This window comes from Thermoplasmata archaeon (assembly GCA_015063285.1).
GTDB lineage: Archaea > Thermoplasmatota > Thermoplasmata > Methanomassiliicoccales > Methanomethylophilaceae > Methanoprimaticola.
On record SUST01000023.1, the window covers coordinates 1 to 15,602 of the forward strand.

Below are 15,602 nucleotides of genomic sequence, written 5' to 3' on the forward strand. Positions count from 1 at the left end.
GAGGAGGAGAGGAAGGTCAGGGGCACGACCGAAAGGACCCTGGCCCTCGATGAGGAGGTCTGGGCCTCGAAGATGCCCTTGGACATCGCCGATACGGCATATCTGTTCCTGATGTCCCTTTATGGGAATTTCAGAGATTACAGTTCGGCCGGTGGATGCGACCCTGCCCGCGACATGCTCAGTCTGAGGACGATCATACTCCGCCTCTCGGACGAGAGGTTCGCCCAGTTCTTCATGGATTACAAGCAGCTACTGGAAAAATACCAGGGGTTGGAGGATGGAGGAAGACAGAGGAGCATCTCGATCGTATCAGCGCCTATCATGAAGGAGGTGAAAGAATGAACATTGCAGAAGAGAGGGTCTTCATAGAGGGAGAGGTCCGTCTGGGTGCGACAATAGCTGCATCCGATTTCGAGGGGAAGAAGCCTGCTATAATCCTGATAATGGGAACGGGCAGCATGGACCGCGACGGCAACGGAAGAGGATTCCATACCGATATGTACAAGAGCTTTGCCTGGAAATTCGCAGAATGGGGCTTCGTGACAATCCGCTATGACAAACGCGGGACCCACGAGAGCGGCGGGAAGAGGCCTCTGTACGGCTTCGAGGATCTTGTGAACGATGCCGTATCCGTGATAAGGTATGCTAAATCCCTTCCGTATGTGGATGCCGCCAGGGTTGTGGTCTTCGGACACAGTGAGGGCGGGATGATCGCAACCGTTCTTTCTGACAGAGAGGAAACCGCTGGTCTTATGATTATGGGAGCCGCCGGGATGAGCATGAAGGATGCCCTTCACTATCAGAACGCAGAGCTTGCGGATGAGGCGCGTAACATGAAGGGCGTTAAAGGCATCCTGATGCGCAAATTCGGGGATCCGGAGAAGAACAACGCAAAGGTCGATGGTATGTTCGCCAAATGTTCCGCCAGCAACAAGGACAAGGTGTTCATCAAGGGCGGTATCATCAATGCCAAATGGATCAGGGAGCATGGTGCGTACGATTCGGAGGACATGGTGGCCAAACTGAAAGCCTATAGAAGACCAGTCCTCGCTATCACGGGGACCAAGGACCTGTCCGCTGATTACAGATCGCTGGACAGACTGCGTGACCTCCCCAATGTGGAATGCTACGCTCCGGAGGGTGTGAACCATATATTCAGAGAGGTCGACGACGGCAACAGCATCCTGAACGTCAAGAAGCAGTATGCGAGAATCTCCAAGAATCCGGTCCACAAAGGGACAGAGGATAAGATGCATGAGTGGCTGTCGCAGTTCAACTGAACAGCTTCCTGCTTTCAGACCCTTCTAACGTATATGCTAAAGGATTGACCATGCGGCGCCCTTGTAAAGGGGCCGCATGGTCAAGTTTCAATCAGTTATTGCGGTGGGTCCGAGAATATACCAAACCTATGATACCGATCACTGCCACGATGGCGATAATCAGAACGATGGCGGCCACGGGGAATGGCTCACCTTCCATACCCGTCACAGTTATGGAGATCTCGGTCGTATGTCCTCCATATGTCATGGACACCTTGATATCGCTCGGTTTCAGAGGAGTGTCCAAGGATGGACTGAAGGAGAATTCGGACTCACTGCCTTCGTATCCCACGATTGCCGCGGATCCGTCGTTGTACGTCACCATGATCTTCATTCCTTTCGGTTCGAACATATCCCCTTCTGCATAGGTGACCTTATCGGGGGTTTCCCATACGGCGACATCGCTGATGGTGACCGTCTTGAACGAAGCTGTTATGTCCGTATCCTTCAAGATGTGTTGACCGTCTTCGACCGACCAGGAGTCGAATGCATATCCTGCATCCGCGATCGCTTTAACGACCTTCGCGCTGGAGCCGCTGCCTATGATCAGCATGCTGCCGTTCAAGGACACTTTGGAATTCAAAGGTACGGTCATCGAATCAGCGCTGACATGCCCGCCGGCCGTCGAACCGAACGTTACGGTGACAGGTATGACCGGCACCGGTTTTGGTCTAGGATCGTGGTTGGTCGCTGTCAGCGTACCATTCTCGAATTTGATGTCGTAGTTGTCAGAACTGACTCCGCTCGGAACTATGGGATACTTACCTGCAGGTGACGAGGTGGTGTAGCTGCACTCAATCAGTAGCGTTCCGTCCAGATCGCTCATCCCCTCTCCGTCTACGAATCCGTTCGCTGTCACGGTGTAGGGTCCGGCAGGGTCTCCCACATATACCTCCTGATCGTCCGCGATGATGGTGAGCGATGCCTTTGAGATCGTCCAGGGCAGCTCGAAAGGACCAGTCGTGTTATCGGACCAGCTGTAGCCCGCCTTGGGTGTGATCACTGCGATATAGTCGCCAGGAAGTGTCGCTTCGTTGCCTGTGACGGTGAATCCGTAGCTGTCGGTTATCGCTATCAATGGATGACCTGCATACGCCAGACCGTGTATGGGCAGGGGCTTATCGATCTTGATGTCCCCGCAGTTGATCTCCCCATCCTCCAGGATGAAATCGTAGTTTTTGGCCGAGAACGTTCCGCCGAGGATTATATCGTAATCCCCGGCAGGAGAGCCGGCAGTGTAACTGCATGTGAATGTAGGGGAGTTCTGTGTTAACACCGAAATGTCATCGGTCCCCTTGAAGCCTTCGAACGATACAGTGAATGGCTGCGCAGGTTCTCCTACCTGGACCACTTGGTTGTTCGCCCTCACGACCAATTTGGCAGGATAGATCTCCCATGGAATATGACATTCGCGGACACCAGGGGATCCTGTCCATTCGAATCCGACATCGAGGTTTGCTGTTGCGACATTTTGCTGCCCTCTGGTCGCATCGGTGCTTGTATTGCCAGTTATGGTATACCCGGTACCCGACGGTACACCTGTTTTCACAGTGGAGTCGTATGTCACTTGAACGGGTGCAGGCTTATCGATGACTGTACCTTTGATAGTGAACATATGGTGCCCCGGGTAGAATGTGACATTGTAGTTTCCTTGTTCTGCAGCACCTGTGACCGTTATGTCGTATTCGCCTATAGCCTCCTCGTGGGTGCATGCCGCCTGATAGCTCACGGCAAAATTGTTGACGAGACCGTGGACGGTCACGGAGTCATTGAAATCAGGATCGGTATCCCAGACATTTTTGACCAATTCTTTGTCTGCCCTGACCCTGATATCCAAAGGAGCTATTGTCCAGTCAATGTTGTATGGATCACGACTAGAGGTGGTTTCCCACTCATATCCGACCTTGATCGTGACTGTTGCCGTATAAGGAGTCGCCCTGGTAGCATCAGTCGCACGGTTTCCCGTGATCGTATATGCCTCCGGAAGCTCTGCCACACCAATCTGCTCATGACCATTGTATATCAATCCGGTCTTGGCCACAGGGCGAGGGATCTTCTCTCCTTCGATGTAGAACTTCTCAGCACTTTGGAACGTTACAGTGTAATTCCCCTGACTCGTGTCACCAGCGACAGTTATCAAGTAGTCTCCGATAACCTCCCCGTCTGCACGGGATGTTGTGAAACTCACCGTATCAGTACCGAGGGTTCCTTCGACAACAACGGAAGCATCAAAATTAGCAGGATCTGACGCGCCGACTTCCTTCACCACCCTGTGTTTCACTATGACATCGACAGGCTTCTGGGCAATGGACCATTCTATGATGAAGGGGTCACGTTCAGTCGGAGAATCGCTCCACTCATAACCGTCCTCGATGGTCACATTCGCTTTGTAGGTATGACCAACGAATTCAGTAGCATTTGTACCCTTGAACTCACCGGACAGCGTATATCCGACTCCTGCCGGGACTCCAATTTGGAGCAACCCGTTGTACACCAGACCAGTACGTGCTACTGGTTTTTCAATGACATTGCTCACTATAGAGAACAATTTTACGCCATCATAGAAAGTAATTTTGTAATTCCCTTGACTCGAGTTTCCAGACACATCGATCGTATACTTGCCAACATTTTCGCCTGCTTCACGACTTATATTATATTCAATAGCATCACTGCCGATCAACCCTTCAATGACTATCGATGTTTTCAGATCCGGATCCCCTGATAGATAAGACTTGCTTATTGGAATTACAGACTTTACAGTCACGGGTTTCTGGGCAATGGTCCACTCAATAATCAAAGGATCGCGTTCCTCTGGAGATTCGATCCACTGATAACCTGTTTTGAGGGTCGCGGTCGCTTTGTAAGAATGGCCGGTAACTGTAGTGGAGTTTGTACCCTTGAACTCACCGGTCAGATCATAACCTACCCCAGGTTCTGTTCCCCAGTGCTCATTTCCGTCATACACCAGCCCCGTTTTGGCAACCGGTTTGTGGATCTCATGCGCCTCGATGAGAAACACGTTTCCACTATGGAAGGAGATATCATAGTTGCCCTGATACCTGGCTCCGGTTACTACAATCTCATATGTCCCTTTGCATTCTGGGTGCGGGCAGGACACTGTGAACACAGGTTCAAAACTATCGCCCGGAACGATGCCTTCGACCGAAACGGCATTCCTGAAGTCCGGATCCGCTGCTCCGACCTGTTTACCTATCGTGATATCTGCCTCGACCGTGACCTGTTTGGGCTTAATCTCCCATTCTATAGTTCTGCTTGCCGAAGACCATCCGTCCGCCCACTGACTGTTCTCAGGATTGGTCAGTGTCGCGGTCGCAGTATACTTCTTCGCATCCTTGCCGCTCACTTCGCCTGAGACAGTGTATGTGAGATTATTATGAAGCGCTGTACGAGTCGTATTGTCAAATATGAATGGTTCTGTGTACGGAGTAGGGACCTCTACCTTCCATATGGCCTTGGACGATACATTCGTAGAGGGCATTGTTGCAGGAATAGCTGGATCCCATCCGCCGAAGATATATCCTGAACGCGTAGGATTGGTTATTGTTACAGGATCTTTGACACGTATATACTGGTCTGCCACGCATGTCAGAGTTCCGCCGTTCCCATCCAGCATCAGCCGCGTGACCTGCATGAACCTATCTCCGAACTTCTGCCACACCTTACCCTTCATATTTTCGACGGTCAATGCCAATTCCTGATCGTTCTCATCAAAGAAGTGGAACATCTGCCCAGACGACTCCGTACTAGTATAGTTGAATATGTTGGAAGGCATCGTGGTAAGAGTGTCGGGGAATTCGATACGATAGAGGTCTTGATCCCCATTGAAAACAAAATCCCCCAGTACTGTTAATCCGTCCATCATGACTACATTTTTCAAGGATGTGCAGCCGCCGAAGGCAGATCTGCCTGTCCCGGCAGAATGAATGGTGGCCGACTCCAGAGAATAACAGTTCTTGAAGGCAAAATCTCCGAGCGGAGCGGTCGACCTCGCTTCAACGGTCTCCAGATAGTGGCATTCCTCGCATATGCTCTGCCCCATGAAGGTCACAGATTCGGGAATGATCAGATTCTCAACGGAAGTCTTCCAGAAAGCGAATTTGTCTATTGTCTCCAGACCTTCAGACAGATGTACGGAGGTCAGAGAGGAACATCTTCCGAACGCGTATTGGCCTATGGTCTTGACCGTCGAAGGGATTGTGACACTGACTATGGATTCATTGTGCATGAAGCCGTCGACATTCCCGAATGCCTTCTCTGCTATCGCGACCACGGTGCAGGTCACCCCATTGGGACTCACTACCGTCTCCGGTATGACTACATGTTCTATGTTGACATAGCGGTTGTTTCTGTTTAAGGTCGCTTCACCGGTCGCTTCGTCAAAATCATAGTACAGTTCAGATTCTGTATCCGCGAACACGGTATTTTCTGCACCGTTCAGCACTACAATAGTGGCTGATAACATCAACATCAAAAAAATCAAAGCCATCAATGGCGTTCTAACGATACCTGATGCTCCCCCCGTATTAATCTCTCCTTACCAATTTTAAACCTGTTAATATATAATAACAATGTACTGTTAGTCATTATTTATGTATATGGGATTTTAAACAATTCGTGCAGTAGGACTCAGACGACCACATGCCTCCTGTTTTCCATTATTGACACTGAACCGATATTCCGCCTGCTTTCCATTGCTCTCACCGCTTATTGACCGATACCACACCGTTCATTATGATATGGGAACACCTTTCCGTCAGTTCATCCGACGGCTCCGTCTTCTCTGAGAACACGAAAGCCGCCATCCCGTTGGCCATCGCGACCATGTATTCTATGTCGAACATCAGATGAGGATCATCCTCTACCAGGTGCTGGAAGTTCTCGTTCAGGGCCAGCATTATCATCCCTTCCGGAGTCTTGTACTGCGGAGGCAGATTCGCAGGGCTGTGCGTGTATTCTATGTAGAAACGGGCCTTCAGAGGATTGTCCTTGAGATAGTTGAAATACACTTTCCAAAGGTCCGTCAGATATTGTTTCAAGGCCTCCTTGTCCGTTCCTTCCGGAGGGTCGATGGTCTTGAATGCAGCAGTCACCTCGTCACAGACCATCTTGAAGCAACTCTTCAGAAGATTTGCCCTGTTCTCATAATAATGGACGATCAGAGTCTTACTGCAATCCGCTCCTTTGGCTACAGCATCCAGAGAAAGGGAATCTCCCTTCTCGTGATACAGCTTGATTGTAGCCATCAGTATCTCGTGTTTCTTACTCGTGAGCAACGCCTCCGAACACCATCATATCGTCCTTTTCCCCCTCTAGGTCGTTTAACCCATTATACGATCGCCAATCTGTGTCCCGACCATAACTAGATGGGATCAGATTGCATGAAATCGTTTACCCCGGTCAAATTATTAACAGTATTTAATAACAACCTGAACGCCTGTACAGTGCTGATCTTTAGCGGCAGCCAAGCATACAGATTACGTTCCGCCAGATGCCAATAGCATCGCATTGATGATCTGCACGGATTGCATTACCCCTCGAATGAGAATCATGATGTCTAGATATTCACGGGTCGGTTGCACTCGATCCATTGAGATGGTGATCTTGCCGAATTTGCTGTATATACATTGCCCCGCAGTCAAAAGGGCACCGATACCCGACCCGTGAATGTTCTCCCAATACCATGGACGTATAAAGCCGAGAGCTGTCCAGTTGTTCAGTGACGTCTGTTCGTCCTCGCGGGACGGGTCTGTCCTTCCCGATCATCTGATTGCGCTCTGCAGCCTTCTGCGGTTGTATACGAAAAGCCCGGCCAGCGCCAGCACCAGAACGACTATGTGCTCCAGCATCCCCAGGTTGTTGGGGACCAGGATCAGAACGATGATCGCCACCATCGCGCTGACCATGGTTGTACTGGACATCGTGAACATGTCTGTTATCGTGAGCCTTCTTTCAGTGCTCTTTCTGACTTCTGGAGAATGGTCCCCCATATCGGCGGCCTTCCTGAGATTGCTCACTATCATGTATATGGGCAGATATATGCTGATGAGGTTGATGAGAAGCATCCCGATGCTCCACAACACGGCCGTTCCCCCTATATGCCTCTCTGCCGATTCGGCCAATGCGGGATTGATCAAGACGAAGAGTATCTCGATCAGGATTATCAGGAGCAGGAATATGTAATTCATGACCATCAGCCTCCTGAACTCTTTCTTGGTCCTCCTGGAGGACATTGAGATCCCGTGATACAGGGAGTCGCGAGAACCGTTCACTCTTCTCAAAGCGTCCAATGCACCGGCCGGACAGGCACCCACCATCCTATCCCATATCCTATCCGAAGACCTGGTTATCATGGGGAGGATTATCATCGAGACCAATGCGGCACCTATAACCGTTGTGTAGAACCCTTCGTCTACAACGCCCTGGTCCAATGCCTGCTTAGCGATGATGAAGGCGAATTCCCCCATCGCCACGAGACTTATCGCCGAAATGAACCCGTTACGCGGCGTCTCTCCTCCCAGCCAGTATCCTAGGAAGACTGTCCCTGATTTCAGAAGCGCATAGAGCAAATACAGTCCGATTATGGAAGGCACATTGTCCAACAGCTGATTCAGGGAGATCTCCATACCCACGGAAATGAAGAACATCGACATCAGGACATTCTTCATAGGCTCGAAATTATGATTCAGCTGCTTGTTGCTCCTGCTGGGGGAAATCATCATACCCATGAGGAACGCCCCGATGGCTACGGACAGACCCACTATGTTGGCCAGCAATGCCATTCCGAATGCCATCCCAAGCGATAGGATAAGCAAAACCTCGAAAGACACGTTGTCGGAGATCCAATTCATGAAACGAGGGACGAGTCTCACTCCAGCCACAACGCTTACCACCATGACCGCCATGATGCTGAGGACCATCACCGCCAGACCGACGGAATCCAATTCATTCCCTGACATCATGGGGGTCAGCAATGACAGTATTATGACCTGTCCGATGTCCTCCATTATCGTTATGAGGACGATCGTATCGATATGGTCCTTGTCCAGACGGTTCTGTGTCTTGAGAACGGCCATGACTACCGCCGTACTGGATCCCGATATTATGCCTCCGAGACAAAGACTCTGGACCATATCCAGACCTAACATGGTACCTGCGACCACACCGCCCAGCACCATGGACGGGAGCTGTACCAATGCGACGATGATCGCAAATAGGCCCTGCTTCCGAATCTTCTTGAGATTGATCTCCATCCCGATGCAGAACATCAGTACGATCAACCCCATATCCGACAATACTTCAACTATGATCTGCGATGTTTCATCAACGCTCCAAACGTTGGCGATGATTATGCCGGCTATGAGGTAGCCTATCAGGGGAGGGAGCTTCAGTCTGTTGGAGACCAACGAGCATACGGCAGCGAGCAGGAGAAGGACTGCCATGCTTGTGATTAAAGCTGTCTCGTCCATTAATCAGAATCCTCCTCCCGCCCATATGCTGCATCCCCCAACCTTCAGTATCACTTCATATGCTCAACCCCACTCGACTAGCGATGCGTGATGACATGGAATCGTCATGTGTTGTGCAGAGCAGATGCTGAGGCTATCATTGACTGCTCTACACATTAACTGGACTTAATCCTATCGAAGATACTGTACCGGGGCAGATGCCCCGGAAATAGTTTGACTGTCCTTGATACGCCTCAGAAGGATCTCCTTACCAGGTAGAAGCTCACTGCGGCGACCATAGCAATCGCGATGACGACCAGGATTATTATCAGCAAATTGAAGTCTTCTTCTGACAGCACCGATATGAGCAGTTCTGCAGAGTGCCCGTTGAAATACACCGTAACGGTGGTGTGATCCGCCGTCAGAGGGGTGTGCGGAGCCACACTGAAAGTGAACAGCTCCTCGTTGCCGTCATGACCGATGCTATGCGATGACATGTTGTCAAAGCCTGCAAGGATGACCAGTCCGCTCGGATCGAACGTCTCGCCCTCTGTGTACGTCATCTTGATCGGGGCCTCCTCCACAGCGATACCTATCATGGTTATCGCCTTGAATTCAGCGGTTATGACCATATTGGACATCAGGTTGCAGTCCTCGGTCGACCAAGAAGCGAACATGAACCCTGTGGAAGCCGAAGCCTTCACGGTCAGCATATTGGCTCCGGAACCGATAATCAGAGCATCGCCGTTGACGACCAGCTTTGAATTCAGCGGAACCTTGATCCTTTCATGATCGACCTGTCCTCCCTCCGTCGCTTCAAAGATGATCGTCACCGTGATGATCTGAGGCTTTGGAGTTGGCTTAGGGTTCGGACCGGGAGAAGGCTCGGGATTCGGCTTAGGGTTCGGACCGGGAGAAGGCTCGGAGTTCAGTTCCCATACCGCCTCTACCTTTGCATCGTACTCGAACACGTAGGATTCCGTCACATCGTTGCCTGTCTCGACCTCCTTCCACTTCACGAAGGTGTAACCGTCACGGACCACTTCAGGGAGAGATGACAGTCTACCGTTCTCATCTGTCTCCACGACAGTCTGTGCAGGGCTTCCTCCGTTACCGAGGAAGGTGATTGTATGTACGGCATCAACCTTGGTCTGCGGGAACAGCTCGATGCTTGCCCTGATGTTGCTGATCTCGTAAGGATTGTCTTGACTTCCGCTTCCTGACGCGTTGGCCCACTTCGAGAAGACATATCCGTCCTTCATGAGTACCTCCAGGATCAACTCCGACCCGATGTCGACTTCGAAATTGAAGGATGCAGTTTCGGTCACATAGTCCCCGTTGTTCACCTTGTACCTCACGCCGGATAGTCCCTCGTCGATGATGTGAATGTCTATGCCTATGCGGTCAAGGGGACATGCTGCCGTGACAACTATATCGCCGTCCACGACCCCTTCGTGTATGGTTATGATGCCGGATGAATAACCGAAGTCGGTATCGGAGAGTGTCCTGTTACCCACGGACACCGTCACACTGGCAGGCAGAACATGGTCTGCGTCAGGCAATATCTTTATCTTTATCTCCTTGTGATGCAACGCCCTACCCAGGTCTGTTTCGATACTTCCATCGACGATGTTTCCATCGATGGCGTAGGTCGCGATCTCCTTGAATATGGCGTAATATGTTGTATTGTTGGTGATTTCCACGGATTGCAGATTCTCCTTAAGGATCAGATCCTGAGAGTTGATATCCGCCTGCTTATCTGTATGCCACCCGACGAACTCGTATCCGGTTGTTCCGACTAAATCCCTAACAGGGTCGTTTCCGTCGTATTTGGGAGCTTGCTTGAATTGAACGGGTTCATCGGTTTCCAAGAGGTCATCTCCGTTGAACCATTCGACGGTCGACACACCTCCGTAGTAGGTGTTACCGTTCTCCATTTCAGAGATGCTGTACACAACCTTGCGCTCATCTCCTGGAGTCTCCGATACCTTCTTCGATACATGGTCTAAGAGCAGCCCTACGGATGGCCTAGACGCATCCGTCGCGCTCGAATAGGTCATAGCAGCACGATAGATTCCTCCTGTAGCGCCATTCGTGTCGCTGGTCAGAAGAAGGGTCCCGATACGGGTGTTGTCACCTGAGACAAAGAAAGAGGTCCCAACATCGGCCGTGGATTTTCCAGCCATATAACCTACTGTCCCGCCGCTGATGGTTAAATCGCTGGCGAAGGCAAAGATATCTGCAGTGTACTGGAAATATCCGTCACTCATCACGTCGTTATTATTTCCTTCAACGCATCCTCCGAGCATTTTGAAGGTCGAATTATACAACGAAATCCCTGCCCCGTAGCATTCATAAATACTGTTGGATTCAGTGCGTCCGTTGGTAATAAGGCCACTTTCCAGTACGAGATTTGCAGATAGAGAGAGTACACACCTATACATCCCTTTACCGTCGATTGTGGGTCCAGCGAGCGTAAGGGTCGGGATATTTATCGCTCCTTGATTGGATAGTATCATGGCGCCATCGTTCAAGAACGCATCGTTGATGGCAGGAGTTATTGTGAAACCTCCCTTCAAAGTTATGGTCTTCGTCACGCGCAGAGGCTCGGGCAAGACGGAGTCCATCAGAAGCATAAGGACATTCTTACTGTCATCGGCAGCATCATGTGCATCCTGGATGCTTCCGTATCCGGTGACGCGACCCGTTTCGAGAAGCAGAACCACATCTCCGCTGTGGTACTCACCAAAGGAAGGGTTGTCCAGTATATTGGACGGACGTGGGTCGAAAGTTCCCCCGTTGTTCGATGTCTCCATCATTAATTTGCCGAGTGTTCCGCTGTTGTATACGAGTGTGGAAAGTGCATCGCCGTATGGATAATCGAGGTAAGCTGAATCGATAATGCCCCCATTGATGGTGATCTTGCCCTTCTTTTGTCCTCCCTCAGTCGAATGCTGGAATAGAGAACCGATTGTACCGCCGTTGATCCAGCCCTCTGCACCGGATCCGTTGAAGACATCGGTCGCATACTTGTAGCGAGTTTCGGGACCAGACAGATTATTGCCTGATATCTCCCCGCCGTTCATGACGAATTGCCCCATATATGAGTTGAAGACACCGGCCCCTCTGTCAGGCAGCATTCCGTTCGTGATCTTGGCTGAATTGATTGTGAGCGATATATGATAGCCTACAGTTCCTCCCCTCGTCTCGTTATTAATCACTCTGCACTTACCGTTCGCATCGATGGTGAGAATGGGCGAAGACGTGCTCTCGCCCAGTATCAGCTGCGTTGTTGCCGAGCTGGAACCGTCGATGAATATCATTCCGGGGTAATAAACCACGGTGTTGGGAATTGAATGAGTTTTCAGCCACTCCCTGAAATCATCTGCGGCCTTGATCGTCTTTGGAGAATCAGAAACCAGTGTGATCTCCTTGTTTATGATCAGAGTGCTGCCCAATATGATGTTGACCAAGATCTTTATCTTGTCACCGCTCTGGGCTTCCTCCACGGCATCGTAAATGGAATTGTATTTCGCTCCGGTACTCAAATTCTCTACAGCCTCGTATGTACTCGGCTTGTAAACATTGCCCGGTTGAGGATCATAGACTTCCATATGAGTGAAAGATTCGGGAACTCCCAAATTGTTCTTCGAACTCAGCAGAACATGGTCGACGGTACCTCCGTCATAATAGAAGGTTGAGGCACGTCCTGTGTTATTATAAACCACATATACTGTGCCTATATGTCCGGTTCCGTCTAATCTGACGTATGAATCGTTACCTGGTAGTGTGTTCTGCAGTACACAACCTATGCTTCCGCCATGAACGTAGAGACGTGCTCCAGATCCATTCCAGACATCTGTTGAATACTTCATCGTTTCATATCCGACACGAGCAGTATTCAGCGTATTTCCGGAGACCTCTCCGCCATACATCTCGAATCCTGCTCCGTGCGTGTTAAAAATTCCTCCTCCATTCCTATCGTGATGGCCTCCTGTTATCTTAGCCGAATAGATAATCAAAGAGTTGAAGGAACTGTCGCCACCCTGCCTCGTGTTGTAAATAACCCTGGCCTTCCCCTTGCCATCGATGGTAAGGAGAGGCGAATTCGTGTTCTCGCCGAGAGTCAACGATCCCTTGCCATCGTTTCCGTCTACGTATATCATTCCTGGATTGGCCACATAGTTGGTTGTCGAATTATATTCCAAAATCTGAGCCTCTACAAAGCTGTCAGATGCACTGATCGTGACCGGAGATTGTGCAGTCAGTGTGATCTTACTCTTTATGTGTAGCGTCGTATCGATCTCTATGTCGGCAGTGACGATTATCACCTGGCCATCAACTGCGTTATTTATAGCATCTACCAATTGTTCTTTGGTCGAAACAGAAACAGATGAAGGATCTGCAGATACACCATCGTCTGTAAATCCCACTGTTATGAATGCCGCTCCTATCAAGGCTACGGCAACCATTATGATCATCAGACGTAAACGTCTAATGTCGATTATATCATTCTTAAATTCGCTCATAGGTACATATGTTCTGTTAACAAATATAAAGATGGCCTGAACAAGCGTTCAGGTAGCTGGTCTGTGTTGGAACATACATCCATGCCCAAAATACATGATGATTTCTGAGACACCAAATGGTCTTTTTGGAATGTTCCCTTCAACTTAGTGGACATGAGGACTCATTGAAATCCAATGTAGCTAAACAAAAGGCGCACGCCCCGATAGCAAAATGTTCGTCAAATCATATCGCCGAACTCTGAAAGAGGTCCCCCTGACAAGCAGGATCGTCATTCAGGACAGTTCTTGGTCCCGTGATACCTGATCAGCTGCAATTTCCTGACCATCGACGAGGGGAGATGCGTACTTATGCGCGACAGACTGGCCATCGCCATCACGAACTTCATCGGGACCTGCTTCTCAAGACCTACGACTGTGTTCCTGTGCTTGACTATGTCGTCCAGGAAACCATCGAGGTCCGTTGCCTCCGATACGGTGAGCACGTGGCCCAGCTCATGCAGGAGATGTCCGTGCCGCCCGTGAATCCGATGCCGTATACCGTGGCGTGCTTCATCGCCTTGATGTTCTCGCCGGGGACGATACCGATACTCTCGAAATCCTTCAGCGTGACATCTAGATAATACCCCTCATAGGGCCCAGGACCAAGGACTTTGGTCGTGATCTTGGAATCTTGGTCATCAGCCAAATACACGACTGCACAGACTGCGACCGCAGCGACTGCCAACACTGCGATGAGGATCGTCGCGTTCGGTATCTTCGCCATGGTTGCGTAACATTCTTTACTTAGAAAACAGGGAGCACAACGAGATGTGATCTGTGCCATCGGTTACCATCCTAGCAGTTACCGATCCAAACGGCAAGCCATAAACTGATTGGCTTTGAGAACTAGTTTCCTTACCTATCCAAAATCAATAAGCAACCTCGTGTTGTGCGATATGCAAGCGAATATTCCCTTTGCAGGTCATACTGAAGTAATAAGGTGGATAGATACCGGAAAAGTGCTGAAATGAGTGGAATCAGGAATTTAGGGATCTGGATAGAAGAACACTGCCCCAATCAAAAGTGACCATGGGTCGGTTGCGCCGACCCTCGGGAAGCAGCCCTCCGGGCTGATTGACGATTGGGATAGGAAAGCGTTAGAATGAAAAGGTGACCCGCGTATGTTTAATTGCTACACAAAACAAACGGAGGTCGATTTTGCATCGACCTCCGAGTATTTGGGTTCTTCCCATGCCTGTTGTTTTGTTGGCAGGAGAGAAGAGAGACATGCGCGTAGCCATAGGAATGGATCTGCACAAGAGGACGGCCGTCTGCTTCGCCGTCTACGCCGGCGAAGGACAGCCGACGCTGGAAGAACAGGAGACGCTCGAGAGGTTCAACAGGGACCACCGTTCCCAACCATCGGAACCCGAGGACATGTACGACATCGCCCATGCCCTGGAAGGGCATGAGATACATGTCCTGATAGAGAACTCCACCAAGACCTTCGATACCTATTGGGTCCTGACCAACCTGGGCTGCCACGTGACCGTGGCCCAGGCCAGGGACCTGTACCGTATCACCAAATCGGTGAAGAAGAACGACAACAACGACTCCATGGAGCTCGCTTTCTATATGCGCAGGAGACTGCACGGGGAGGACGAGTTCGCAGAATGCATCATGCCCTCGCACGAGTGGATGATGAGGAGGGAGGTCTGTAGGACCGTGTTCAAGGAGAAATCGCACCTGGCCGACCTGAAGAGGAGGACCAGGTCGCATCTGCTCCTGCACGGCATCAGACTGTCCAGAGAGTACAGCGACATCTTCTCCCCCAAGGCCATGGAGGAGATGAGGAGAAAGAACGACATCTACCTCAGGATCTTCGTCTCCGAGGCGGAGACCCTCAAGAAGCGGGTCGCCCTTGAAGTGAAGGCGATGGAGACCATGTTCGACGGCATCAGGATGTACGAGCTGCTGCTCACCATCCCCGGATTCGGGAAGGTGACAGCGGCATACCTCTCATCGATGATAATGGACATCGGCAGATTCCGGACCGCCAACCAGTTCACGGCCAGCTTCGGGGTGGTCCCGAAACAGAGGGATTCCGCAGAGAGCTCCCCCAACTGCGCCACGACCCATCGCGGCGACGATGAGGCCAGGCGCCTGCTGAAGCAGGCCGTCTGGGTGCACATCATGAAGGTGCCCGACTCCGTCGTCACCCAGATGTTCAAGCGTCTGAGGAAGAACGGGAAGGCCCACAACGAGGCGCTCATAGCATGCGCCCGCAAATTGCTCACAGTCGTTCGTTC

At 50.7% G+C, this 15,602-nt stretch carries 8 protein-coding genes; 2 read left to right on the forward strand and 6 right to left on the reverse strand.

The window, feature by feature from the left end:
• Window positions 1-155: 155 nt before the first annotated feature.
• Window positions 156-1,280, forward strand: a complete 1,125-nt coding sequence (locus E7Z62_08555; GenBank protein MBE6523151.1) for a hypothetical protein — start codon at window positions 156-158, stop codon at window positions 1,278-1,280.
• 91 nt (window positions 1,281-1,371) lie between these two features.
• Here E7Z62_08555 and E7Z62_08560 read toward each other — a convergent pair whose 3' ends face one another.
• From E7Z62_08560 to E7Z62_08585, 6 genes are all read right to left on the reverse strand, one after another.
• The gene (locus tag E7Z62_08560; GenBank protein ID MBE6523152.1) at window positions 1,372-5,829 is read right to left on the reverse strand and encodes a leucine-rich repeat domain-containing protein; all 4,458 of its coding nucleotides are present in this window, start codon (window positions 5,827-5,829) and stop codon (window positions 1,372-1,374) included.
• 208 nt (window positions 5,830-6,037) lie between these two features.
• On the reverse strand, window positions 6,038-6,583 hold the full coding sequence (locus E7Z62_08565; GenBank protein ID MBE6523153.1) for a TetR/AcrR family transcriptional regulator: 546 nt from the start codon (window positions 6,581-6,583) through the stop codon (window positions 6,038-6,040).
• Window positions 6,584-7,099: 516 nt separating this feature from the next.
• The gene (locus E7Z62_08570; GenBank protein ID MBE6523154.1) at window positions 7,100-8,806 is read right to left on the reverse strand and encodes a cation:proton antiporter; all 1,707 of its coding nucleotides are present in this window, start codon (window positions 8,804-8,806) and stop codon (window positions 7,100-7,102) included.
• A 233-nt stretch (window positions 8,807-9,039) separates the two neighbouring features.
• The gene (locus E7Z62_08575) at window positions 9,040-13,314 is read right to left on the reverse strand and encodes a hypothetical protein (GenBank protein MBE6523155.1); all 4,275 of its coding nucleotides are present in this window, start codon (window positions 13,312-13,314) and stop codon (window positions 9,040-9,042) included.
• A gap of 269 nt (window positions 13,315-13,583) precedes the next feature.
• The gene (locus E7Z62_08580) at window positions 13,584-13,796 is read right to left on the reverse strand and encodes a hypothetical protein (GenBank protein ID MBE6523156.1); all 213 of its coding nucleotides are present in this window, start codon (window positions 13,794-13,796) and stop codon (window positions 13,584-13,586) included.
• Entirely contained in the window at window positions 13,745-14,077 is a 333-nt protein-coding gene (locus E7Z62_08585) for a hypothetical protein (protein ID MBE6523157.1), read from the reverse strand. Before E7Z62_08585 ends, E7Z62_08580 begins: the two co-directional genes overlap by 52 nt.
• A 467-nt stretch (window positions 14,078-14,544) precedes the next feature.
• On the opposite strand from E7Z62_08585, the gene E7Z62_08590 reads away from it, so the two are divergent.
• Window positions 14,545-15,602: IS110 family transposase (locus E7Z62_08590; protein ID MBE6523158.1), on the forward strand; the 1,058-nt coding region annotated here is incomplete at its 3' end.

Coding starts and splice junctions, on each gene's coding strand:
- E7Z62_08555 (MBE6523151.1), top strand. CDS start 156: ATGCGACCCTGCCCGCGACATGCTCAGTCTGAGGACGATCATACTCCG.
- E7Z62_08570 (MBE6523154.1), bottom strand. CDS start 8,806: ATGGACGAGACAGCTTTAATCACAAGCATGGCAGTCCTTCTCCTGCTC.
- E7Z62_08575 (MBE6523155.1), bottom strand. CDS start 13,314: ATGAGCGAATTTAAGAATGATATAATCGACATTAGACGTTTACGTCTG.
- E7Z62_08585 (MBE6523157.1), bottom strand. CDS start 14,077: ATGGCGAAGATACCGAACGCGACGATCCTCATCGCAGTGTTGGCAGTC.
- E7Z62_08565 (MBE6523153.1), bottom strand. CDS start 6,583: ATGGCTACAATCAAGCTGTATCACGAGAAGGGAGATTCCCTTTCTCTG.